Annotated in this window: 28 protein-coding genes; 10 read left to right on the top strand and 18 right to left on the bottom strand. The window is 69.2% G+C overall.

Going from position 1 to position 22,014, the window contains the following annotated elements; translation table 11 throughout:
• Nucleotides 1-47 precede the first annotated feature (47 nt).
• Together ACYVIO_RS28800 and ACYVIO_RS28795 are read left to right on the top strand one after the other, a co-directional pair.
• On the top strand, nucleotides 48-1,451 hold the full coding sequence (locus ACYVIO_RS28800; RefSeq protein ID WP_460654043.1) for a class II fumarate hydratase: 1,404 nt from the start codon (nucleotides 48-50) through the stop codon (nucleotides 1,449-1,451).
• Between the two features lie 59 nt (nucleotides 1,452-1,510).
• A complete protein-coding gene (locus ACYVIO_RS28795; protein WP_460654042.1) occupies nucleotides 1,511-2,131 on the top strand; it encodes a DUF402 domain-containing protein in 621 nt (206 codons plus the stop codon).
• 54 nt (nucleotides 2,132-2,185) lie between these two features.
• Here the strand turns inward: ACYVIO_RS28795 and ACYVIO_RS28790 are convergent, their stop codons facing one another.
• The 3 genes from ACYVIO_RS28790 to ACYVIO_RS28780 form a co-directional block, all read right to left on the bottom strand.
• Nucleotides 2,186-2,929 (bottom strand): alpha/beta hydrolase family protein, encoded by a 744-nt coding sequence (locus ACYVIO_RS28790; RefSeq protein ID WP_460654041.1) that lies wholly within the window; start codon nucleotides 2,927-2,929, stop codon nucleotides 2,186-2,188.
• A 177-nt stretch (nucleotides 2,930-3,106) separates the two neighbouring features.
• Nucleotides 3,107-3,643, bottom strand: coding sequence for a hypothetical protein (locus ACYVIO_RS28785; RefSeq protein WP_460654040.1), 537 nt, complete (start codon nucleotides 3,641-3,643; stop codon nucleotides 3,107-3,109).
• Nucleotides 3,640-5,304: a fumarate hydratase gene (locus ACYVIO_RS28780; protein WP_460654039.1), complete on the bottom strand. Its 1,665-nt coding sequence runs from the start codon at nucleotides 5,302-5,304 to the stop codon at nucleotides 3,640-3,642. The genes ACYVIO_RS28785 and ACYVIO_RS28780 overlap by 4 nt, the downstream gene beginning before the upstream one ends.
• A gap of 157 nt (nucleotides 5,305-5,461) precedes the next feature.
• On the opposite strand from ACYVIO_RS28780, the gene ACYVIO_RS28775 reads away from it, so the two are divergent.
• Nucleotides 5,462-6,169 carry a DUF1707 SHOCT-like domain-containing protein gene (locus ACYVIO_RS28775; RefSeq protein ID WP_460654038.1) on the top strand — a complete coding sequence of 236 codons (708 nt, stop codon included), beginning with the start codon at nucleotides 5,462-5,464 and terminating at the stop codon, nucleotides 6,167-6,169.
• Here the strand turns inward: ACYVIO_RS28775 and ACYVIO_RS28770 are convergent.
• From ACYVIO_RS28770 to glpX, 4 genes are all read right to left on the bottom strand, one after another.
• Complete coding sequence (locus ACYVIO_RS28770; protein ID WP_460654037.1) at nucleotides 6,155-6,967, bottom strand: ABC transporter ATP-binding protein; 813 nt, start codon at nucleotides 6,965-6,967, stop codon at nucleotides 6,155-6,157. The two genes, ACYVIO_RS28775 and ACYVIO_RS28770, sit on opposite strands and share 15 nt — an antisense overlap.
• Before the next feature lie 99 nt (nucleotides 6,968-7,066).
• A complete protein-coding gene (locus tag ACYVIO_RS28765) occupies nucleotides 7,067-7,555 on the bottom strand; it encodes a hypothetical protein (protein ID WP_460654036.1) in 489 nt (162 codons plus the stop codon).
• A 24-nt stretch (nucleotides 7,556-7,579) separates the two neighbouring features.
• The gene (locus ACYVIO_RS28760) at nucleotides 7,580-8,518 is read right to left on the bottom strand and encodes a carbohydrate kinase family protein (RefSeq protein ID WP_460654035.1); all 939 of its coding nucleotides are present in this window, start codon (nucleotides 8,516-8,518) and stop codon (nucleotides 7,580-7,582) included.
• Entirely contained in the window at nucleotides 8,515-9,549 is a 1,035-nt protein-coding gene (gene glpX, locus ACYVIO_RS28755; protein ID WP_460654034.1) for a class II fructose-bisphosphatase, read from the bottom strand. The genes ACYVIO_RS28760 and glpX overlap by 4 nt, the downstream gene beginning before the upstream one ends.
• Nucleotides 9,550-9,617: 68 nt before the next feature.
• On the opposite strand from glpX, the gene ACYVIO_RS28750 reads away from it, so the two are divergent.
• From ACYVIO_RS28750 to ACYVIO_RS28740, 3 genes are all read left to right on the top strand, one after another.
• Nucleotides 9,618-10,268, top strand: coding sequence for a DUF4245 domain-containing protein (locus ACYVIO_RS28750; RefSeq protein WP_460654033.1), 651 nt, complete (start codon nucleotides 9,618-9,620; stop codon nucleotides 10,266-10,268).
• Nucleotides 10,269-10,421: 153 nt separating this feature from the next.
• Nucleotides 10,422-11,066 (top strand): nucleotidyltransferase family protein, encoded by a 645-nt coding sequence (locus ACYVIO_RS28745; RefSeq protein WP_460654032.1) that lies wholly within the window; start codon nucleotides 10,422-10,424, stop codon nucleotides 11,064-11,066.
• Between the two features lie 226 nt (nucleotides 11,067-11,292).
• The gene (locus ACYVIO_RS28740; protein ID WP_460654031.1) at nucleotides 11,293-11,502 is read left to right on the top strand and encodes a hypothetical protein; all 210 of its coding nucleotides are present in this window, start codon (nucleotides 11,293-11,295) and stop codon (nucleotides 11,500-11,502) included.
• Between the two features lie 252 nt (nucleotides 11,503-11,754).
• Here ACYVIO_RS28740 and ACYVIO_RS28735 read toward each other — a convergent pair whose 3' ends face one another.
• Nucleotides 11,755-12,075: a DMT family transporter gene (locus ACYVIO_RS28735; RefSeq protein WP_460654030.1), complete on the bottom strand. Its 321-nt coding sequence runs from the start codon at nucleotides 12,073-12,075 to the stop codon at nucleotides 11,755-11,757.
• Nucleotides 12,075-12,749, bottom strand: a complete 675-nt coding sequence (locus ACYVIO_RS28730; protein WP_460654029.1) for a flavodoxin family protein — start codon at nucleotides 12,747-12,749, stop codon at nucleotides 12,075-12,077. Before ACYVIO_RS28730 ends, ACYVIO_RS28735 begins: the two co-directional genes overlap by 1 nt.
• Nucleotides 12,750-12,791: 42 nt before the next feature.
• Here ACYVIO_RS28730 and ACYVIO_RS28725 point away from each other — a divergent pair, with 42 nt between their 5' ends.
• Complete coding sequence (locus tag ACYVIO_RS28725; RefSeq protein ID WP_460654028.1) at nucleotides 12,792-13,421, top strand: TetR/AcrR family transcriptional regulator; 630 nt, start codon at nucleotides 12,792-12,794, stop codon at nucleotides 13,419-13,421.
• On the opposite strand, the gene ACYVIO_RS28720 is transcribed toward ACYVIO_RS28725, so the two are convergent.
• From ACYVIO_RS28720 to xseA, 3 genes are read right to left on the bottom strand one after another with little or no spacing between them, the layout of a single operon-like run.
• On the bottom strand, nucleotides 13,408-13,905 hold the full coding sequence (locus ACYVIO_RS28720) for a GNAT family N-acetyltransferase (protein WP_460654027.1): 498 nt from the start codon (nucleotides 13,903-13,905) through the stop codon (nucleotides 13,408-13,410). The two genes, ACYVIO_RS28725 and ACYVIO_RS28720, sit on opposite strands and share 14 nt — an antisense overlap.
• A gap of 2 nt (nucleotides 13,906-13,907) precedes the next feature.
• Nucleotides 13,908-14,138: an exodeoxyribonuclease VII small subunit gene (locus tag ACYVIO_RS28715; RefSeq protein ID WP_460654026.1), complete on the bottom strand. Its 231-nt coding sequence runs from the start codon at nucleotides 14,136-14,138 to the stop codon at nucleotides 13,908-13,910.
• Nucleotides 14,135-15,358 carry an exodeoxyribonuclease VII large subunit gene (gene xseA / locus ACYVIO_RS28710; RefSeq protein ID WP_460654025.1) on the bottom strand — a complete coding sequence of 408 codons (1,224 nt, stop codon included), beginning with the start codon at nucleotides 15,356-15,358 and terminating at the stop codon, nucleotides 14,135-14,137. Before xseA ends, ACYVIO_RS28715 begins: the two co-directional genes overlap by 4 nt.
• 77 nt (nucleotides 15,359-15,435) lie before the next feature.
• Between xseA and ACYVIO_RS28705 the strand changes: the two genes are divergently transcribed.
• Nucleotides 15,436-15,912, top strand: coding sequence for an HAD domain-containing protein (locus tag ACYVIO_RS28705; RefSeq protein WP_460654024.1), 477 nt, complete (start codon nucleotides 15,436-15,438; stop codon nucleotides 15,910-15,912).
• Here the strand turns inward: ACYVIO_RS28705 and ACYVIO_RS28700 are convergent.
• Nucleotides 15,892-16,437, bottom strand: coding sequence for a TetR/AcrR family transcriptional regulator (locus ACYVIO_RS28700; RefSeq protein ID WP_460654023.1), 546 nt, complete (start codon nucleotides 16,435-16,437; stop codon nucleotides 15,892-15,894). The genes ACYVIO_RS28705 and ACYVIO_RS28700 overlap by 21 nt on opposite strands.
• 64 nt (nucleotides 16,438-16,501) lie before the next feature.
• Between ACYVIO_RS28700 and ACYVIO_RS28695 the strand changes: the two genes are divergently transcribed.
• On the top strand, nucleotides 16,502-17,095 hold the full coding sequence (locus tag ACYVIO_RS28695; protein ID WP_460654022.1) for a dihydrofolate reductase family protein: 594 nt from the start codon (nucleotides 16,502-16,504) through the stop codon (nucleotides 17,093-17,095).
• A 158-nt stretch (nucleotides 17,096-17,253) separates the two neighbouring features.
• Entirely contained in the window at nucleotides 17,254-18,282 is a 1,029-nt protein-coding gene (locus tag ACYVIO_RS28690; RefSeq protein WP_460654021.1) for a 4-hydroxy-3-methylbut-2-enyl diphosphate reductase, read from the top strand.
• On the opposite strand, the gene ACYVIO_RS28685 is transcribed toward ACYVIO_RS28690, so the two are convergent.
• From ACYVIO_RS28685 to ACYVIO_RS28665, 5 genes are all read right to left on the bottom strand, one after another.
• A complete protein-coding gene (locus tag ACYVIO_RS28685) occupies nucleotides 18,283-19,107 on the bottom strand; it encodes a hypothetical protein (RefSeq protein WP_460654020.1) in 825 nt (274 codons plus the stop codon).
• The gene (locus ACYVIO_RS28680) at nucleotides 19,097-19,642 is read right to left on the bottom strand and encodes a SigE family RNA polymerase sigma factor (RefSeq protein ID WP_460654019.1); all 546 of its coding nucleotides are present in this window, start codon (nucleotides 19,640-19,642) and stop codon (nucleotides 19,097-19,099) included. Before ACYVIO_RS28680 ends, ACYVIO_RS28685 begins: the two co-directional genes overlap by 11 nt.
• 88 nt (nucleotides 19,643-19,730) lie before the next feature.
• A complete protein-coding gene (locus ACYVIO_RS28675) occupies nucleotides 19,731-20,180 on the bottom strand; it encodes an SRPBCC domain-containing protein (RefSeq protein ID WP_460654018.1) in 450 nt (149 codons plus the stop codon).
• The gene (locus ACYVIO_RS28670) at nucleotides 20,177-20,482 is read right to left on the bottom strand and encodes an ArsR/SmtB family transcription factor (protein WP_460654629.1); all 306 of its coding nucleotides are present in this window, start codon (nucleotides 20,480-20,482) and stop codon (nucleotides 20,177-20,179) included. Before ACYVIO_RS28670 ends, ACYVIO_RS28675 begins: the two co-directional genes overlap by 4 nt.
• A 274-nt stretch (nucleotides 20,483-20,756) precedes the next feature.
• The gene (locus tag ACYVIO_RS28665; protein ID WP_460654017.1) at nucleotides 20,757-21,944 is read right to left on the bottom strand and encodes a glycoside hydrolase family 64 protein; all 1,188 of its coding nucleotides are present in this window, start codon (nucleotides 21,942-21,944) and stop codon (nucleotides 20,757-20,759) included.
• Nucleotides 21,945-22,014: the final 70 nt, after the last annotated feature.

Below are 22,014 nucleotides of genomic sequence, written 5' to 3'. Positions count from 1 at the left end.
GTTCTACCAGCTCCGGCCGACAGGCCGGATCGACGTACTCTCAAGGTATGGGTGACAACGCGGAATTCAGGATCGAGCACGACACGATGGGCGAGGTCAAGGTGCCTCGGGACGCGTTGTGGCGGGCGCAGACCCAGCGTGCGGTGGAGAACTTCCCGATCTCCGGCCGGCCGCTGGCGCCGGCGCTCGTCCACGCGCTGGCGCAGATCAAGGCCTCGGCCGCGGTGGTGAACGCCGAGCTGGGCGTGGTGGACGCGAAGCTGGCCGAGGGGATCGTCGCGGCCGCCGACCGGGTCAGCACGGGGGAGTACGACGCGGAGTTCCCGATCGACGTCTTCCAGACCGGGTCCGGTACGTCGACGAACATGAACGTCAACGAGGTGCTCGCGACGCTGGCGACCCGGGCGCTCGAGGCCGACGTGCACCCGAACGACCACGTGAACGCGAGCCAGTCGAGCAACGACACCTTCCCGTCGGCGATCCACGTCGCCGCGACGGCGGGCGTCGTGCAGGATCTGCTGCCGGCGCTGGATCACCTGGCCGCATCGCTTGGGCGTAAGGGCGTTGAGTTCGCCGAGGTGGTGAAGTCCGGGCGGACGCACTTGATGGACGCGACGCCGGTGACCCTCGGGCAGGAGTTCGACGGGTACGCCGCGCAGATCCGCCGCGGGGCCGACCGGGTGCGGGCGACGCTTCCGCGCGTCACCGAGCTGCCGCTGGGCGGTACGGCGGTCGGGACGGGGATCAACACGCCGCCCGGTTTCGCCGCGAAGGTGATCACCGAGCTCAACCGTCGTACTGGGCTGGAGCTGAGTGAGGCCGCCGATCACTTCGAGGCGCAGGGTGCGCGGGATGCTCTGGTCGAATTGTCCGGCCAGCTCAAGACGATCGCGGTCAGCCTCACCAAGATCTGCAACGACCTGCGCTGGATGGGTTCCGGGCCGCGGGCCGGCCTCGGCGAGATCGCGTTGCCGGACCTGCAGCCCGGGTCGAGCATCATGCCCGGCAAGGTGAACCCGGTGATCTGCGAGGCGACGCTGATGGTCGCCGCGCAGGTGATCGGCAACGACACCACGATCACCGTGGCCGGTGCCGGCGGCAACTTCGAGCTGAACGTGATGCTCCCGGTGATCGCCCGTAACCTGCTGGAGTCGATCGAGCTGCTGACCAACTCGTCGCGCCTGCTGGCCGACCGCTGCGTCGACGGCATCACCGCGAACGTCGAGCACGCCCGCGCCCTGGCCGAGTCGTCGCCGTCGATCGTCACCCCGCTCAACCGCTACATCGGGTACGAGAACGCCGCCGCGGTCGCGAAGAGCGCGCTCAAGCAGGGCAAGACGATCCGCGAGGTCGTGATCGAGAACGGCCACGTCGAGAACGGCGACCTCACCGAGGCCCAGCTCGACGCCGCCCTGGACGTCCTGTCGATGACCAGACCAGGCAAGCCGTGACGGCGGCCGCCGTACCGGAGCCTGAGAGGTACTGGGAGCCGGGGACCACCATCGAGTGGGTGTACCAAGGGGCCGGGCTGCATCCCGAGCTGCCGAACGTTCGGCCGATGACGGTGGTGCAGGACGACGCCGACGGACTGGTCGCGTGGCTGGCGCCGGGGACGCCGTTGATCAAGCCCGTGCTCACCGACGGGCGCGAGCTGCGGCACGCGGGGCCGACCGGGATGTTCACCGAGCCGCGGGTGCTGAAGCTCGACATCTGGCACGGCACAGGCATCCTCAAGGTCGCGCCGACCGGCAAGCCGTGGTCCCTGTGGCACTTCTGGAACGAGGACGGCTCGTTCCGCGGGTGGTACGTGAACCTGGAGGCCGAGCACCGGCGGGACGCTCGCCGTACGACGACGACGGACTACGTGCTCGACCTGTGGATCACGCCCGACCGCGTGATCGAGTGGAAGGACGAGGACGAACTCGAGGGCGCAGTCCAGGCCGGCCGCTACACGCCGGCCGAGGCCGACCGCATCACCAGAGACGCCCACGCCGCCGTCGAGGACATCGAGGCGTGGACGGCACCGTTCTCCGACGACTGGCACGAGTGGATCGCCCCGCCGAGCTGGCGCCTGCCCGAGGCTCCGACCGGGTACGAGGTCGCCCACATCACCGAGGAACTCCTGGGCTGATTGGTGAGGCCAACTTGCGCGGGGACACGTTCCTCGGCAAGTTGGCCCACCGTCCTACGCCACCGGTAGGTGCCGCGCGAAGAACCGGACCGCGCTCTCGAACTCGAACCGCGGCACCGCCTTGTGCGCACCCGCGTTGGCATGCAGCGACTTCTCCGGCGAGGCGAACGCGTCGAACAACGCGAGGCTCGACGCACGCGGGATGTGCTCGTCGTCCCACTGCAGCAGGAACTCCAGCGGCACGGTGATCTGACTGGCGAACTTCGCCAGCGCCTCGTCGTACCAGAAGATGCCGAGGACCGCTGCGGTGATCCTTGGCTCAGCAGCGAGCAGCGGTACGCCGATCGCGGTGCCCAGGTTGAGGCCGAAGTACCCGACCGGTACGCCGGCCAGATCCGGCAGCTCCTGCAGGGCGTCGAGCGTCGCGACCCACTCGGGCACGGCGCGGTCGGCCAGGTGGAGGTTGTAGCGGACGACGATCGGCCCGACCGGTTCGCCGGTCGCCATCGCCTGCTGCATCGCGGCGATCTCCTGGTCGTCGGTCGCGGTCCGCGGCCGGCCGCCGTGGCCCGGTGCGTCGATGCAGGCCACGGAGTAGCCCGCGGCCACGAGGCGATGGGCGCGGCCGACCATCGGCGCGGCCTTGCTGTCCCGACCGCCGCCGTGGCCGAGCAGGATCAGGGGAGTGGGGGCTGAAGTGGTGACGGGTGACCAGAGGACGCCGGTGATCTCCCCCAGGGCGAAGGGGCGCGTCAGTACGCCGTCCGCCGAGGTCTGTGCGGTGAACTGGAAATTCACGGGTGGTGCCTTTCGGGAGTGCCTACAGGTTCCAGGCGCTCCCGGCGAGACCTACGTCAATCGCCCGACCGTGACGAAGCGGGGAGCACCCACGCGCAAAGCGTTCACAGGGCTCACCTCCTCGATCCGAACGGTCACCTGCGACTCTAGCCACGCTCAGTTCCATCGGCCACCGATTTAGTCCTCGCCGATCCAGCCCGCCCGTACGACGACCTCCCGAGCCACCTCGCCCAGGGGGCGATCGTTGCCGACGGCAAAGTGTTCCAAGCCTGCTCGCTCAATCCGCTCGTGCGAGGCGAGGGCTGCGCCGAGCTCCCACTCCGGGCCGCGCACTGTCCCCGCCGTACGGCGCTCGACCATCGCCAGGGGAGTCGCGAGCCGCACCACCTGGACGTCGCAGCCGGCCAGGCATTCGCCGTACGCCGTGCGCTGCTCGGTGGTCTCGACCATGCCCGACACGACCACGTACCGGGCGCCGACGCTGCGGTAGTTCGCCCAGACGGCGGCGAGGTTGCGTCGCCGCAACTCCTCGTGCGCCGGCGCGCCGCCGCCGAACTGGGCCAGCGCGTCGAGGTCGACGACCGCCGTCGGCTGCGACCGGCCGGTCATCGCCGCACCGATCGCCTGCCCGACGGACGTCTTGCCGGCGCCACCCCCGCCGATGAGGAGGAGCGCCCGGGGCCCGGAGCCCTGGAGCTGCGGACCCGGGCTCAACTCCGGGGGCGCACCGTCAGCGGGACCGGCTTGGCGGTTTCGGTGAAGAAGTCGTTGCCCTTGTCGTCGACCACGACGAAGGCCGGGAAGTCCTCGACCTCGATCTTCCAGACCGCTTCCATCCCGAGCTCGGCGTACTCGATCACGTCGACGGACTTGATGCAGTCCTGCGCCAGCCGCGCCGCCGGCCCGCCGATCGAGCCGAGGTAGAAGCCGCCGTGCTCCTTACAAGCAGCAGTCACCTTCGCCGACCGGTTGCCCTTGGCAAGCATCACGAACGACCCGCCGGCCGCCTGGAACTGGTCGACATACGCGTCCATCCGCCCCGCCGTCGTCGGCCCGAACGAGCCCGACGCGTAGCCCTCCGGCGTCTTGGCCGGCCCGGCGTAGTAGACCGCGTGGTCGCGCAGGTACTGCGGCATCGGCTCCCCGGCGTCCAGCCGCTCCTTGATCTTGGCGTGCGCGATGTCCCGCGCGACCACCAGCGGCCCGTTCAGCGACAGCCGCGTCTTCACCGGCAGCTTCGACAGCTCGGCGCGGATCTCGCTCATCGGCCGGTTCAGGTCGATCCGTACGACGTCCGCGGTGTCGTTCAGGTGCTCGTCGGTGGTGTCGGGCAGGAACCGCGCCGGATCCCGCTCGAGCTGCTCCAGGAACACGCCCTCCGGCGTGATCTTGGCCAGGGCCTGCCGGTCGGCCGAGCAGGAGACCGCGATCGCGACCGGGCAGGACGCGCCGTGCCGCGGCAGCCGGATCACCCGGACGTCGTGGCAGAAGTACTTGCCGCCGAACTGCGCGCCGATCCCGAACTCCTGGGTCAGCTTGAAGACCTCTTCCTCCAGTTCGACGTCACGGAACCCGTGCCCGAGCGGCGATCCGGTCGTCGGCAGCGCGTCCAGGTAGTGCGCGGAGGCGTACTTCGCGGTCTTCAGCGCGTACTCGGCCGAGGTCCCGCCGACGACGATCGCCAGGTGGTACGGCGGGCAGGCCGCCGTACCGAGTGAACGGATCTTCTCGTCCAGGAACTTCATCATCCCGGCCGGGTTGAGCACGGCCTTGGTCTCCTGGAACAGGAACGACTTGTTCGCCGAGCCGCCGCCCTTGGCCATGAACAGGAACTTGTACGCCGGATCCGTCGTTCCGGGCGTCGAGTACAGCTCGATCTGCGCGGGCAGGTTCGAGCCGGTGTTCTTCTCGTCCCACATGGTCAGCGGCGCCATCTGCGAGTACCGCAGGTTGAGCTTGGTGTAGGCGTCGTACACGCCCCGGCTGATCCACTCCTCGTCGACCGCGCCGGTCAGCACGCCCTCGGACTTCTTGCCCATCACGATCGCCGTACCGGTGTCCTGGCACATCGGCAGCACACCGCCGGCCGAGATGTTCGCGTTCTTCAGCAGGTCGAGCGCGACGAAGCGGTCGTTGCCGGACGCTTGAGGGTCGTCGATGATCCGGCGCAGCTGGCTGAGGTGCGCGGTGCGCAGGTAGTGCGAGATGTCGTGCATCGCCTCGGCGGTGAGCTGCTGCAGCACGGCCGGGTCGACCTGCAGGAAGGTGCGGTCACCGGCGGTGAAGGTGCTGACTCCGTCGGTGGTGAGAAGCCGGTACTCCGTGTCGTCCTGGCCGAGCGGGAGCAGGTCGGAGTAGCTGAAATCGGCGGACACGCGGGCGTACCTCCTGGCAGGTGGTCTGAGATCCCACCAAGCCTAGAGCCGCCGTCGGCGCCGCGCACCGCGGGGCAACCTCTCAGGGGTGGGGTCAGGGTCGATTGGGGGTGGTAACTCATCGGCGGAAGGTCCGCCGCACGCGTAGGATTTTCCTGTGGCAGAGCAAGAGGGACCCCAGGACCGCCCGCAGGACGCGCCGGCGCCGGCGCAGCCGACCGGGGACGAGCTCGCGTTGCGCCGCCGGGTGTCCGACCTGGAGCGGGAGAACGTCGCCGAGCTGCTCCGCGAGTCGGCCGGTGAGGGTCGCCTGAGCTACACGGAGCTGGAGGACCGGCTCGAGGGCGTGTACGGCGCGAAGACGTACGGCGAGCTCGTGCAGCTGACCACCGACCTGCCGAACGGCCTGGTCCCGCCGCAGGCCCGGTCCGCGACACCGCAGTACGCCGCGCAACCGTCGTACACCCCGCAGTACAGCGGTGAGACCGTGCCGGTGATCAACGTCTTCCTGTCGGACTCGAAGCGGACCGGCGCCTGGATCGCGCCGCAGCGTCAGGAGGTCAACGCGGTCCTCGGCGACGTCACGCTCGACTTCACCGAGGCGCAGATGGCGCACGACGTGATGTACATCGAGGTGAAGTCGATCCTGGCCGACGTGAAGATCCGCGTCCCGCAGAACGCGATCGTGCACCTCGACAGCAACCCGATCCTCGGCTCGGTCAGCGAGCAGGAGGCCGGCTTCGGCGGCGTCGTCGAGCCGAGCACCGCGCCCCCGAAGACCTTCCACATCCGCGGCACCGCGATCCTCGGCGAGATCAAGGTCAAGCGCGGCCCGCGCCTGAGCAAGCGGCTACGCCTGCACTAACCGACCTGAGTGTGCCGCCCAGCGGTCGCCCGTACGGTGAATCCGGATCGGGTGGTCGAAGCACTCCGACACCAGCTCTGACGTCAGTACGTCGGACGCCCGGCCGGCGGTCTGCACGCGGCCGCCGCGGAGCAGGGCCGCGTGAGTGGTCGAGGACGGCAGCTCCTCCAGGTGGTGCGTCACCAGGACCGACGACAGCGTCGGCTGCGAACCGTGGACGACGTCGATGGTGTCCAGCAGTTGCTCGCGAGCAGCGACGTCCAGGCCGGTCGACGGCTCGTCCAGCAGGAGCAGTCGCGGCTCCGCGATCATCGCCCGGGCGATCAACGCGCGGCCGCGCTCACCCTGCGACAAGGTGGTCCATGGATCGCGGGCGCGATCCGCGATGCCGAGCAGGTCGACGAGTTCGGCCACCCGCTGCTGTTGCGCGGCGGTCGGCTGCCAGCGAGGCATCAGCTCGATCGTCCCGGTGATGCCGGTGAACACGACCTGCTCGATCGTCAGCGGCGACCGCAACGGGTGCCGCGGGTCCACGTGCCCGATCGACTCGCGCAGCTCCCGGATGTCCACCGTCCCGAGCCGCCGGCCGAGCACCTCGACGGTCCCGCGCGTCGGGTGAGCCGTCGCGCCCGCCAGCTTGAGCAGCGTGCTCTTGCCCGCGCCGTTCGCACCGAGCAGCGCCCATCGCTCACCTTCCCGCACGGTCAGCGAAACGTCCTGCAGCAACGCTTTCCCGTCTCTCACCAGCGTCACGTCACGCAGATCGAGCACGGGCAACGGCAAGCGATCAGTCGGCACGCTTCCGACCGTACCAACCCCAACTCCTCAGACAAGCTGAGGGGTTCAGCTGGTGGGACGACCGCGCGGCGAGGCGGCGGGACAACAGCGCCGTCGCCGTCAGGGAGTCAGCTTGTCGGCGTGGACGTCGCGGAGCCAGGTGGACAGCTCGGCGAGATCCTCGACGTTGTCCTGCGGGATCCCGATGGCGCCGGAGCGGGTGCCGGCCGCGTGGATCTGGACCGTGCGGAGCAGGGGGATCCCGGTCGGGTCGTCGATCCGGCTGATCTGGTGCCAGGGGATCAGCCCTCGGTCCGAGCGCCCCAGCTGGACGCCGCGGGAGTCCACGGTGACCTCCGGCCGCCGGGTCGCCAGCTGCCAGGTGGTCAGGCCCACGCCGTACACGAAGGCCAGCAGCGCGGTGACCCGGAGGATGCCGAGGGTGCCGGAGACATCGTCGTGGCGCAGGTGGTCGATGTTCGACCAGAGCGAGCTCAGCATCAGCAGGGCGAACAGGGCCAGCCGGACCAGCAGCCGGTTGCGCCGGGGCGGGAACATCACCCGCCCGGACGCCGCCAGCTCAGCCGACCAGGCGTTCGCCGTACTCATGCTGTCCCCAGGTCAGCCGTCATGTCAGCTCCAGTACGACGTGTGCTCGGCAGCAGTGGGCGGGTCGGCGCCGTGCCGCGTGCAGGTGATCGCAGCGGCCTTGACCGCGTAGTCGACGACTGCGTGCAGCGCCTCCTCGTCCAGCCCTTCCAGCCGGGCCGCACCGAGCAGACCGCGCGCCTGCAGCCCAGCGATCAGTGCGGACATGAAGGAGTCACCGGCACCGACCGTGTCGACCACCTCGATCGCCGGCGCGGCCACCTCGACCCGCCCGGTCCGGGTGACGCCGATCGCGCCGTCGCCGCCGCGGGTGATCACCACGCACTTGGTCCGGTCCACCGACAGCAGCTCGGCAGCGATCTCGTCCGGGGTCGACCCGGCCCGCAGGAACTCGCAGTCCTCGTCGCTCAGCTTCACCAGGTCCGACAGCGCGGCCAGGGCCCGTACGGAGGCCCAGGTGCTCTCCGGGTCGGGCGTGATCGTCGGGCGAGCGTTCGGGTCGAGGGTGACCGTGACGGGCTTGTCCGCCAGCCCACTCAGGAACTGGTGAATCGCGTCCGCACCCGGCTCCAGCACGGTCGCGATCGAGCCGGTGTGCACGGCCGGGCAGCCCCGGTTGAGCTTCAGCGCCGGCGGCTCCCAGCTGATGTCGAACTGGTACTTCGCGACGCCCGCCGCGTCGAGCGTCGCGGTCGCCGTACTGGTCCGGAAAGCCGGGTCGACCGACCCGGGCGCCAGCTGCACGCCGTTCCCGAACAGATGCGCGCCGAGCTGATCGCCGTACGGGTCGGTCCCGAACCGCGTCACCAACTCGGTCGACACCCCGAGCCGCGCAAGCCCGACCGCGACGTTGGCGGGCGAACCGCCCGGCGTCGCCTTGCTCCCGTTCTTGCCGTTCTTGGGCTTCCCGTTGCTGACGATGTCCACAAGAGCCTCGCCGATGACGAGGACGGGTGCCGTCACCGGGCGTGCTCGAAGTCGATGGCGCTGTAGGCGCGCAGCTTCTCCAGCTGGTGCACGCTCTCGATGCTGCGGATCGTGCCGCTGCGCGAGCGCATCACCAGCGAGTGCGTGCGGGCGGTCGAGCCGCCGTACCGGACGCCGCGCAGCAGCTCGCCGTCGGTGATGCCGGTGGCGACGAAGAAGCAGTCGTCACCGCCGACCAGGTCGTCCGTGCTCAGCACGCGGTCGAGATCGTGCCCGGCGTCGAGCGCCTTCTGCCGCTCGGCGTCGTCGCGCGGCCAGAGCCGGCCCTGGATCAGACCGCCGAGGCACTTCATCGCGCAGGCGGCGATGATGCCTTCCGGCGTACCGCCGATACCGATCAGCATGTCCAGACCGGTGTCCGGCCGGGCCGCCTCGACCGCGCCCGCCACGTCGCCGTCGCTGATGAACTTGATCCGGGCGCCGGTGGCGCGGATCTCCGCGGCCAGCTCCTCGTGCCGCGGACGATCGAGCAGTACGACGGTGACGTCGTCGACCCTGGAGCCCTTCGCCTTGGCGACCCGGCGGATGTTCTCCGCGACCGGGAGCCGGATGTCGACGTGGTCGGCGGCCTCCGGGCCGACCACCAGCTTCTCCATGTAGAAGACCGCGGACGGGTCGTACATGGTGTTGCGCGGCGAGACCGCCATCACGGCGATGCCGTTGGCCATCCCCTTCGCGACCAGCGTCGTGCCGTCGACCGGGTCGACCGCGACGTCGCACTCGGGCCCGTGCCCGTCGCCGACCTGCTCGCCGTTGTAGAGCATCGGGGCGTTGTCCTTCTCGCCCTCGCCGATCACCACGACGCCGTTCATCCCGACGGTGCCGATCAGGGTGCGCATCGCGTTCACCGCGGCGCCGTCGGCGCCGTTCTTGTCGCCCCGGCCGACCCACCGGCCGGCCGCCATCGCGGCGGCCTCGGTGACGCGGACCAGCTCCAGAGCCAGGTTCCGGTCGGGTGCGTGCTCGTCGACCTCGAGATGGGCGGGTGGTGTGCTGGGGTCGCTCATGCCACGGATCGTAGCCAACGCCCGACGGGGGTGATCGAGCGAGATCGGCCGCGCGAGACACTGGTGCCATGAGCCCGACAGGTCACGAGCCGACGCACCCTGACACGAACGCGGAGGAGAACGCTTCCCCGGAGCTGTCCGCAGCCGACCGGGAGCGTGCCCGGGCACGGGCCGAGGCGATCGCGTTCAAGGCTCAGGACCGGCAGAACCGCGCCAAGGCCCGGACGCTGACCAACATGTTCTGGGCGTTGCTGGCGACGTTCGTCGTCGTCGCGTTCCTGATGACGGTGACCTGGCGGCCGAAGGAGGAGAAGGTCCGCGCCGTCGAGTACACCGCGCAGCTGGAGGACGCCCGCAAGGTCGCCTCCTGGGTCCGTGGCCCCGCGCCGATGCCCGACGGCTGGACGGCGACGAACGTCGAGTTCCGCGCGCCGGAGCAGCGACCGATCACCTGGCACCTCGGCACGGTCACCACCGAGAAGAAGTACGTCGGCCTGGAGCAGTCCAACCAGACCACTCCGCGGTACCAGAGCGACGAGCTCGGCAAGACCGAGGACGACGGCACCTCGACGATCGGCGGCGTGGTCTGGCAGCGCAAGACGCTGCTCGACCGCAAGGAGGAGAACGCCCTGGTGCTGATCGGCTCCGGCGTCACCACGATCGTGACCGGCAACGCCGGATACCCTGCGCTTGAAACGTTTGCTGCAACGCTGCGCTGACCCGCTGTGCTCAGGTGAGCACGAAAACCCTTGCAGGGTTGGAAGTTGTGCAGCTGTTGACAGGGTGTTCACCTTCGCGGTTCGATCGGGGATCGGGATTCGGCGAAGGAGCCTGGTGTGAACCTCACGGTCCAGGTCGGGGGTTGATGCCGCATGTTCGTCACCGGACTCGTACTGGCTGCCGAAGGATCGCCACGACTAGGGGTTCCCCGGCAGTTGCTGGCCTACCGCGGTGAGACCCTGCTCGGTGCCGCACTCGACACCGCACGGGACTGCGGGTTCGACCAGCTCGTGGTGACGCTCGGTACGGCGGCCGACCAGATCCGCGACCGCATCGACCTGGACGGCGTCCGCGTTGTGGACACTCCTCACGCCGACACCGGAAGTTCGTCCATCGTCCCGGCCCTGGATGCGGTCGATCGCCGTACCGACGGCCTGGTCGTCCTGCGCGGCGACCAGCCGGGCGTGACGTCGGCCGCTGTCTGGTCCCTGGTCGCCGAGGCCGCCACGCCGATCGGCGTCACCCGGTACGACGACGGCCGCGGGTACCCGTGCTGGTTCGGCCGGGAGACCTTCGGCTCGCTCCGCTCCCTGCGCAGCGACCAGGACCTGTGGCCGCTGATCGAGACCGGCCCGCACCCGGTCACGGATGTAGATGCCCTCGGCAACGTTCCGCTGTCGGTGGACACCTGGGACGACTACCAGTCGCTCGTCGGTCACTACCCGGCCGAGCCTGCGCCGCCCACGCCCATCTCCACCCGTTCCCGCCGCCCGAGCCACACCCGGACGAACATCTAGCGCCGGCGGCCCTGCTTCTTCTTCGGCTCCTTCTGCTGCTTCGGGGGAAGCGACTCCAGGTGAGCCCTGGAGGCCGGCGGTGCGGTCGGCCGGGAGCTTGCGGAGCAGACGCATCGCCTCCTGCGAGTCGGCCTGGCCGTAGACGTCGTGCGCGGCGCCCTCGAGCGCTCCCAGGACTGCCTGGTGCCAGCTCGGGTTGCCCGCCAGCCGCTGGAGGAGAGGGCCCTTGTCCGACCAGGAGACCGGGCCCGACACCTCCAGCAGCCGCCGTACGCGCCGATCCGACGCGTTGGCGATCAGCCTCGCGAACAACGGCCCGCTGACCTTCGCCTTCTCGAGCGGCCCGCACCAGAGCCAGTACTGGACGGGTGCGGCCAGCCGGTCGTCGGGGTCGTCGAGCAGCGCGCCGATCTCGCCCCAGAACGCGTCGTCGTGAGGCTCGAAGCCGACGTACATCAGGACGCCGTAGCAGGGCATCCTCCGGTAGACCTGGAAGCCGAAGGCCGGATCGCCGGAGAAGTAGTCGGCGATGGTGTGCGGGACGTCCGCCTCGTCTGCCGGCCAGTCGTCCTGGCGCCCGCGGCCGGTGGTCAGGGCGGTGGCCCAGGCGCGTTCGCACGTTCGGCGAAACAGGTCCGGGCCGACCTCCGCTTCCAGTTCCTCGATCGTCACGCCGCCACGATAGGGCTCAGTGGCTGCCGGACAGGCGCAGGCCGAGGACGCCCGCGACGATCAGCGCGATGCAGGCCAGGCGGGTCGGCGTGAGGGGCTCGTGGAACAAGACGATGCCGAGCGTCACCACGCCGACCGAGCCGATGCCGGTCCACACCGCGTACGCCGTACCGACCGGGAGGCGGTCGAGCGTCTTGGCCAGCAGGACCACCGACGTGATGCCGAAGGCCAGGACGGCGAGGGTCGGCCAGAGACGGCTGAACCCTTCGCTGGGTTTGAGGCTGAGCGCGAAGGCGATCTCGAAGGCGGCCGCGGCCAGCAGGATGAGCCACGCCATCACGCAGCCAGAGAGCCGCGCAGGTGGCGAAGGGTGACGGACGCGACCCGGCTGCCCAGTGCGGCGGCGGTCCGCAGGTCGGTCTCCGGCGGCGCCTTCTCGGCGGACAGATCCGCGTCGGACTGCGCCATCGCGCCGAGCCAGCTGCCGAGCCGGTTGAGGTCCTCGATGCTGGCGGTCGTCTCGGCCCAGCCCGGGTAGATGTCCAGGCCGACCCAGATCATGCCGTGCTGAGCGGCGAGTACGGCGAAGTCGATCAGGCTGTTGAGCTTGTCGCCGGACATCGCCTTGGAGTTGGTGAACCCCGCGGCGATCTTGTCGCGCCAGCCGAGGTTGTCGCCCCAGACGTCGGCACTGGCCTCGGCGAACGCCTTGAAGACGGCGCTCGGGCTGCCCATGTAGGTGGGTGCGCCGAAGATGATCGCGTCCGCGGCTGCGAGGCGGGCCCAGACGTCGTCGGTCAGCTCGTCGAGGGGGACGAGGTCGGCGGTCGCACCTTCGACGGCGTCGGCGCCGGCTGCGACGGCCTCGGCCTGGCGAGCGGTGTGGCCGTAGCCGGAGTGGTACGCGATGGCGATCCGTGCGGTCCCGGACCAGTCGGGCTGGAGCTGGGTGGGGCGGGTCTGGTCGGTGGGGCCCTGCTCGGGCTGGTGGGCAGGGGGAGTTGCGGGCATGGGTGCTACCTCCAGGCGGTTAATCGGACTACAGTCCGTCTTATGAAAGACAGTAGCGGACCGCGGTCCGTTTCACAACGCGATCTTCCGCTCCTCGGTGAACCACGCCCGGAACGCGCCGACGCTCGCCGCAACCGGCTCAAGGTGCTGGAGGCAGCCGACCGCCTGTTCGCCGAGCACGGCGTCAAGAACGTGTCCCTCGACGCGATCGCCGCCGAGGCCGGCGTCGGCAAGGGGACCGTCTTCCGCCGCTTCGGCGACCGCGCAGGCCTGGCCGTCGCACTCCTCGACGAGCGAGAGCGCGAGCTGCAGGAGCGAATCCTCTCCGGACCGCCGCCGCTAGGTCCGGGTGCGCCAGCGGTCGACCGACTGACCGCCTTCGTCGACGCCTATCTGGAGCTGCTCGATCGGCACGTGGAGCTGTTCATCGACAGCGAGAACGCCTCGGACGGCGCCCGCTACCGCATCGGCTCGTACTGGCTGTGGCACCGCCACGTAGTCCTGCTGGTCGAGGAAGCACGACCGGAGCTGGATGCGGCGTACGCCGCCCACGCCGTACTGGCTCCCCTGGCCGCGGACCTGCACCAGGCCCTACGCACCGGAGGATTCGACCTCGACCGCATGCGCGCTGGTCTGACGTCGGTGGTGGAGCTGCTCTTCAGACGTCCATGAAGAGCCGAAGCTCCGGCAGGTCACCCAGCGATGAGTAGGTGCGATCCGTGGTCTCCACAAACCCGTACCGCTGGTAGAAGGCGCGCGCTCGGACGTTGGCCTCGAGTACCCACAGGTTCACGCGGTCGCACCCGTGGGCCCGCAGATCGTCAACCGCCGCCCCGGTCAGCGCCCGCCCGACCCCGGCACTCCATGCGTCCGGATGCACGAAGAGCGCGTAGAGCTCGCCGGTCGTGCGAGGCGCCGACGGATCCCGCTCGGGCCCGACGCCCGCGTAACCGGCGATCCGGCCGTCGAGCTCAGCGACGTACAAGCGAGAACGCCCAGCGGCAAGGCTCTCCCGCCATGCCAAGGCAATCGCCTCGGCGTCCATCGCGTCGAGAAACCCCTGCGGCACAAGCCCAGTGAACGCACCCCGCCAACTCGCGACGCGAGCCTCCGCAGCACCCAGCAGATCGCCTGCGCCTGCAGCACGAACCTGCACTCTCAGTCGGACTTCTTCTTCTCGTCCGTTGTCGTGTGAGCGGCCTGTGCTTCGGCCAGGCGGGTTCGGGCGCCTTCCAGCCACTGGTGGCAGGTGGTGGCGAGTTCTTCGCCGCGTTCCCACAGCGCGAGGGACTCCTCGAGCGTCGTACCGCCGGCTTCGAGTTTGCGGACGACCTCGACCAGTTCCTCGCGGGCCTGCTCGTAGGAGATGTCCGGTCGGGTGTCGCTCACTTGCTGGTCTCCTTCGAAGTTACTTCGACGTCGAATCGCCCGTCCGTGACGCGGGCATGCAGGGTGTCGCCCGCGACGACCTGGTCGAGCTGGCGGACCGCGGTCCCGTCGGCGAGCTGGAGCACGGAGTACCCGCGCTCGAGCGTCGCTTTCGGGGACAGCGCACGGACGCTCGCCAAGCGATGCGCCAGATCGTCACTCGCCCGGTCCAAGCGGTGCAGCAGCGTACGCCGGTTGCGATCGACCAGCGCGGCAATCTCCTCCGACCGCCGCTGCAGATCGGTCGCAGGCGCCGCCAACGCAGGCCGGCTCCGGATCGCCGCGAGTGCATGCGCCTCGCGATCGATCCAGCTCGTGATCGCACGCAACCCGCGATCACGCAGCAGCCGTACGCCGTCAAGCTCTTCCCGTACGTCGGGAACGATGCGCTTCGCCGCATCAGTCGGCGTCGATGCGCGCAGATCGGCGACCAGATCGAGCAGCGGCGAATCCGGCTCATGCCCGATCGCGCTGACCACCGGCGTCTTCGCCTGGGAGACCGCACGGATCAGACCCTCGTCGGAGAACGGCAGCAGATCCTCCAGCGACCCACCACCGCGGGCGATGACGATCACCTCGACCGACTCGTCCGCATCGAGCTTGCGCAGCGCGGTCATGACCTCGCCGGCCGCTGCCGGGCCCTGTACCGAAGCATGCTCGACCCGGAACGCGACCGCCGGCCAACGGCGCTTCGCGTTCTCCAGGACGTCGCGTTCGGCGGCCGAGTCGCGGCCGCAGATCAGGCCGATGGTGTGCGGCAGGAACGGCAACCGCTTCTTGCGACGCGCGGCGAACAACCCTTCCGCGCCAAGTAGTTGCTTGAGGCGCTCGATCCGCGCGAGCAGTTCACCGATGCCGACGTGCCGGATCTCGCTGACCGCCAGCGCGAGCGTGCCGCGGCGGGCGAAGAAGTTCGGCTTGGCGTTGACGACCACCCGCGAACCATCGGTGACCGGCGGGTCGACGGCCTCGAAAACCCTGCGATTACAGGTGAATCGCAGCGAGATGTCGGCGTCGGTGTCGCGCAACGTGCCGAACACGGTCGTCGTCCCGCGCCCGATCGAGACGTCCGTCAGCTGCCCTTCGACCCAAACGGCGCCGAGCTGGTTGATCCAGCCGGCGATCCCGTTCGCGATCGTCCGCACAGCAGCCGGCGCGTCCGGCGAGGTCTCCAATGCCACCCCCAGACCCTACGGCCCAGCGCCGACAATCCCACGCACCCCGTCCACAGGCAGCCTGTACGCCGTACCGTTGATCGATGCGCGATCGCCCCTACCTGCTGCTCGACGTCGACGGCCCGCTCAACCCGCACCGCGCGAAGACGATCCCGGAGGGCTACGCGCTGCACGACATCCACGAGGGCGAGAGGACGTGGACGTTGCTGCTCAGTCAGCAGCACGGCATCGAGCTGAACGCGCTCGCCACGTCGTACGAGCTGGCCTGGGCAACTTCCTGGGAGCACGGCGCCAACCGCCTGATCGCACCACGCCTCGGCCTGCCGGAGCTTCCGGTGATCATCTGGCCGCCTGGTCCGCGTCGGCGTACAGACCAGATCTCCTGGAAGAGCCGGCACGTCGCTGACTGGGTAGGCGATCGGCGGTTCGCCTGGGTAGATGACGAGGTGAACAGGTTCGACCAGGCGTACCTGCAACCACAGGGGCTCGTACACCGCGTCGACCCGAGTCGCGGGCTGACCGCCGACGACTTCGCCGTACTACGTGCGTGGGCGGAGTAGCCCCCGCACGACGTCCTCCAGCGCGCTCTCGGGCAGCACACCAGGAAGCGTCAACTGCTCGAGCATCAGCCCACCGACCGCGCAGTACAGAACCAGCGGATCGCCCGGAAGCCCGTGCGCATCGTGGAGCGCCATGTTCTCCTCCAGGTTCGCGCGCACCCGCTCGGTGAGGGCTTGCTGAAGAGCCGGCCGCCGCGTGGATTCCAGGCGAAGCTCCAGCAGCGCCAGATAGCCGGTCCGGTCGGCGGTCAGCCGATGGCGCAGCAACTGAAGCAGCGAGGTCAGGAACTCGGCCGACGGCGGCTGATCCAGGTCAGCCGGGTTGGGCCCGAGCCGATCGTGGATGCGAAGGCCCGCCTGGGTGAGCAGGTCGTCGCGGTTGGCGAAGTAGTTGGACGCCGTGCCGTTCGGTACGGCGGCCGCGGTGTCGACCGCACGGAAGGTCAGGCCGCGGGCTCCTTCCGCGGCCAGGACCTCGATCGCGGCGTCGACGAGGGCGGTCCGGCGTTCGGGGTTGCTGCGCATCTCGGTTGTCTCCTTTGAACCACTATGACTAGAGTACTACGAACAGAGTGGTTAGGAGTTGAAGATGCGAGAACTGACCTACTTCATTGCGTCGACGCTGGACGGATTCGTGGCGGATCCGTCCGGCGGCGACCCGACCGACGTGAGTCCGGGCGGGTTTTTCCTGTCGCAAGGGGACCACTCGGAGCCGCTGCTGGCGGCGTACCCGGAGACCGTGCCGGGCGCCGTACGGGAGTTCCTCGGGCTCGACGCGGAGAACAGGGTGTTCGACACCGTGCTGATGGGACGACGGACGTGGGAGCTCGGGCGGGACACCGGCGCGCCGGATCCTTACCCGCGGCTGCGGAGCTACGTGTTCTCGCGGTCGATCGCCGAAAGCCCTGTACCTACGGTGAATTTCGTCTCCGGCGACCCGTTGGAGAAGGTCCGGGAACTCAAGCAACAGGACGGTCTGGGCATCTGGTTGTGCGGCGGAGGTGTGCTCGCCGAAACGCTGTGGCCGGAGATCGACCGCCTGGTGGTGAAGGTGAACCCGGTCGTGATCGGTGCCGGGATCAAGCTTTTCCACAGCGACGAATTCGCCCTCCGGAAGCTGCGCCTGGCCGGGCACCATGTCTACGAGAGCGGCGTGGCCGTACTGACCTACCGGAAGGAGTGAAAATGCCTTTGCGCAAACGATTTTCGGGCTCGCATCCTTGGGGGAGTGAAGCACCTCCTAGGGGGAGCCGCCCGGACAGGGCGGGCGGCTCCCTTGCTTCGCACGCGAGAGGTGAGCTGCGCCACGGCCGTCTGGGCTGTCGCGCCGCGCCCCGTACGATGGGGGATGTGACTGCCCAGCCTGAGACCAGTGGTTCGACAGCCGTGAAGATCAAGCGGGTGCTGCTCGCCGCGCCGCGGGGGTACTGCGCCGGCGTGGACCGGGCGGTGGTCGCGGTCGAGAAGGCGCTCGATCTGTACGGTCCGCCGGTCTACGTGCGCAAGGAGATCGTGCACAACAAGCACGTCGTGCAGACCCTGCAGGCGCGCGGTGCGATCTTCGTCGACGAGACCGACGAGGTGCCCGAGGGCGAGACGGTGATCTTCTCCGCGCACGGTGTCGCCCCGGTGGTGCACCAGGAGGCGGCCGCGCGGCAGCTCAAGACGATCGACGCGACCTGCCCGCTGGTCACCAAGGTGCACCACGAGGCGAAGCGGTTCGCCGCGACCGACTACGACATCCTCCTGATCGGTCACGAGGGCCACGAAGAGGTCATCGGGACCAGCGGCGAGGCGCCGGAGCACATCCACCTGGTGGACGGGCCGGGCGACGTCCCGAACGTCGAGGTCCGCGACCCGGAGAAGGTCGTCTGGCTGTCCCAGACCACCCTGTCGGTCGACGAGACGATGGAGACCGTACGCCGGCTGCGCGAGCGGTTCCCGAAGCTGCAGGACCCGCCGAGCGACGACATCTGCTACGCGACGCAGAACCGCCAGGCCGCGGTCAAGAAGCTCGCGCCGGACGCCGACCTGATGATCGTCGTCGGCTCCCGCAACTCGTCGAACTCGGTCCGCCTGGTCGAGGTCGCCGTCGAGCACGGCGCCAAGGCCGGGTACCTGGTCGACTACGCCGACGAGATCGACGAGGCCTGGCTGGAAGGCGTCGACGCGGTCGGCGTCACCAGCGGCGCGAGCGTCCCGGAGATCCTCGTCCGCGACGTGATCGACTGGCTCGCCGCCCGAGGCTACGGCGAGGTCCAGGAGATCAGCACCGCGGAGGAGACCCTGGTCTTCTCGCTCCCCCGAGAACTCCGCACCGACCTCAAAGCCGCCGGCATGTCCACCACGGGCACGTCCGACCACGCCTGATCACGGCGAGGGCGTGCCGGTCGGCCCGGCGATCTTGACCTTCAAGGTCTTCTTGATCGGGACTTCACCGTTCGGCCCGCAGTAGGTGATCACGAAGCTGAACGTGTAGGTCCCAGGCCCGAGGTACGTGTGCGTCTGGGTCTGGCCGGTCGACGTTCCTGACACGCGCTTGTTCGCGCCCTCACAGGTCAGCCCACCGCCGAGCTTGCCGGTCGGCGGGTCGTAGCGACCGTCACCGAAGTCGTAGTCCCAGTTGAATGAGTTGTCCGGGAGGCTGCTGCTGCCGGTCGACGCCGTGTTGCCGGAGAACCTGTCGATCGGCGTCAACAGCGAGCCCGTCCAGCGGTAGGTCACCGTGAGTTTCAGGCCCTGCACTTTCGGGGTGAGCGACAGGTTGATCTTCACCGGTGCTGGAGCTTCGGGCTCCTCGGTCTTCGGGGACGACGGCTTGTTCGGGGGTGGAGTGTCGGTCCCTTCTGTCTCGTCCGTCTCCTGATTGCCCGGCTCGAGGGTCTGGGCGGAGACGGCGATGGACGACTTCGGTCCCGTCGGCGTGCTGGTCGGGGTCGACGAGGGGACGATCGCGGTCGGGGTTGGGCCGTTGGGGGTTTCGGTGACCGGGGGAGCGGAGTCGATGCCGGTCAGGTTGCCTGCGGCGAGGGCGATCGTGGCGACCGCCGCGGTGGCCAGGCCGGCGACCAGGCCGGTCGTGCGGCGACGGCGTACGGTCTTGATCCGCGCGAAGACGACGTCGCTCGGCAGGCCGGTCGGTTCGGGGGCGTCCTCGACGAGGGCCTGGAACTTGGCCTTCAGTTCATCGGTCATAGGTCAGCCCTCCAGTCGGGCGGGGGGCGGAGGTCAGGGGATCGGACTCGGCGAGCAAATGATGCTCGCGGAGCTTGGCCAGGCCGCGGGACACGGTGCTCTTCACCGTGCCGACCGAGCAACCCATGATCTTCGCGACCTCGGCGTCGGGCAGGTCCTCGAAGAAGCGCAGCGCCAGCGCCGCCCGAGTCCGGCGGGGGAGCGTAGCCAGGGCGCGGAGCAGCCGGTCGCGCTCGTCGATGGTGCCGAACTCCGACGGCGCGGCCGGTTCGGGCAGCGTCTCGGTCGGGGTCTCGCCCTTCCACTTGCGGCGCCACCACTGCGTACTGGTGTTCACCATCACCGTCCGGGTGTAGCTCTCCAGGGCGTTGCCGCTGCGCAGCGACTTGCGATGGAACCACACCTTGGTCAGCGAGGTCTGCACCAGATCCTCGGCCAGGTGCCACTCACCGGTGAGCAGGTAGCCGAACCGCTGCAGCGCGGTGAACCGCCCGTTCACGAACTCGGCGAACTCCTCGTCAAGCCCTGGATCCATCCCGTTGTCCCCTGCCCCCAGCCTCGATGCCGGCTGTCGGGCCGACCTTGTCAGCAGTGTGATGGCCGAGGTGGGGCAGAAGGTTGAGTCATCCCCGGAATTGCTGGAAGTGGCGAAGCACGAAGTCCCACCCGGTGTCGTAGTTCTCCCGAACCTGAGCACCGTCCGGACGCCGTTCCCACCCGGTGTGCGTCAGTTCAACCAGGGTTCCGTTGTCTTTTGCCCTGAACCGGACAGTGACGCGGCCGGCCTGCTTCGGGTCGCTGCCCGGGTGCCAGGTGAAGCTGACCGTGTGCGGCGGATCCCAGTCGGACACCGTGCCCCACGAACCCACCGGCCCGCCGGCGTCGTACTCGACGATCTGCCCACCGACCGCACCCTCGAGCCGTACGTCGGTCGCCTCGTCCCCTCGCACCGAGTGCGTAGCGAGCGGCCACCACTTGCCGAACTCCTCCGTGAACAACCTGAACGCCCGCTCCGGCGCAGTCGGCACCACCACCGTCTTCACCAGCGGTTCCAGCCCCTGCTCGATGCTCATGATTCCCCCTCACCTTCAGTGCGCCGTACATGCTCCGCAAACGCCCCCAGCGCCTCGTCCCAGAACTGGTCCATCCACCGCCGCACGGCCTCCAGCCCCGCCGGATCCACCCGATAGATGTTCCGCGTCCCCCGAGCCTCGTGCTCGACCAGCCCGACCCGCCTCAACACCTTCAAATGCTGCGAAATCGCCGGCCGACTCACCGGCACCCGCCCCGCCAACGCCCCCACTGAACTAGGCCCACCCCGCCGCAAGGTCTCCAAAATCACCCGCCGAGTCGGATCCCCCAACGCATCCAACACCGGCGAAGCCGCATCCAATACTCCGTAAGTCCCCACGAACCGTAAGCTGCCACTAACCAACCAAGGAGTCAAGAGGCAGGCGAGCGCAGGCGCGCTGGAAGCGACCAGTGGTGAGTGGGTGCGCTCTGTTAGTCGCCGGACGGCCGGGGGACTGATCGGGCGTCGGCAGGAAGAACCCCGGGTCCCGCCGCGGCAGCTGCGGGGGACCCGGGGGGAGGGGGAAGCGCCGGGGGCGGCGCTTCGGTTGGGGGCGGCTGGGCCGCTTGCTGAGGGGTTAGTTGAAGGGGTCGAGCGTGATGCTCGTCTGGGTGGGGTTGCCGTCGTGGACGAGGGACTCGTGGGCGCCGACGTCGTCGAAGGCGAAGCCGTAGGCCTTGCCGTCGGCCATTTGGGCGTGGACGAGGCGGGAGTAGTGGTTGGTGACGCCGTCCTGGTAGAAGTTCGCGTTGTTGGCGTCCGGCTGGTTCGGGTTGATCAGCAGCGTCGAGCGGTTGAAGCCGGCGCACAGGGTGCGGGAGATCGGGCCGCGGACGAGGTCGTTCGGGGCGTCGAGCAGGCCGGCGCAGCCGAAGATGCTGGTCGAGTTCGGCTTCTGGAACGACGTCACGACCTGGCCGGAGGTGTTGGTGAAGTTCATCGTGTTGCCGGACACCCGACCGAAGTACTTGATGTTCGGCTGGTCGGTGAACGGCGTGACGGTCAGCGTCTCGTTGGTGTACTTCGACCAGACCCGGTTCACGTAGTCGTCCATCACCGAGCCCGGCAGCGCACCGGTCTCCACGCCGTACGACGGCGCGAGTGCCCGCAGTACCGAACCGTCAGGCGCTGTCTTGATCAGGTTCGACCATCCGCCGGACTGGCCGCGCAGCGCGTTGAAGAACGCGTTGTACCCGCCGGCCTTCAGATGCCCGGTGGTCTTCGTGCCGGCCGACGACTGCACGCCGACGGCGTACGGCGCGGAGAACATGTCGACCTGCGTGCTGTTGATCCACACGCCGGAGTCGTTCAGCGTGTACTCGGTCCAGTTGAACAGGATGTTCGCGTTCGGGTCGCTCGGGTTCTGCACCGCGGGCTGGACCAGGCCGCCGGTGGTCAGCTTGAACACCAGCTTCTGGCCGTACGAGAAGTAGACGCGGCCGGAGAACTTCGGCATCTGGATCGTGATCGACTGGCCGTTGCCCGGCCCGGGGATCGACGCATCCGGGGCCGGGGTCGGCGGGTTGCCGCCGGCCGGCCAGGCGTGGAACGTGCCGTTCGCGTCGGCCCAGCCCTGCTGGCCGGTCGCGAGGTTCGTGCCGAGGTTGTAGATGTAGACCGCGTCGCCGCGGCCCGAGTTGTTGGTGATCTTCAGCGGTACGGTCGCCGGTACCGCTTGGGCGGGTGCCGAGATGACGGCGGTGAGCCCGGCCGCGACGGTGGCCGCGGCGGCGAGCACTGCGAACAGCTTCGATTTGATGCGCACAACTCCTCCTCAGGTCTGTCCCAGTGCGAGAGAAGGTGGAGCACCGGCAGGCCGAACGGCAGCTGCGTTA

The organism is Kribbella endophytica (assembly GCF_054781295.1).
Note: the sequence above shows the minus strand (reverse complement) of the source record. Positions and strands in the feature narration are given on the sequence as shown.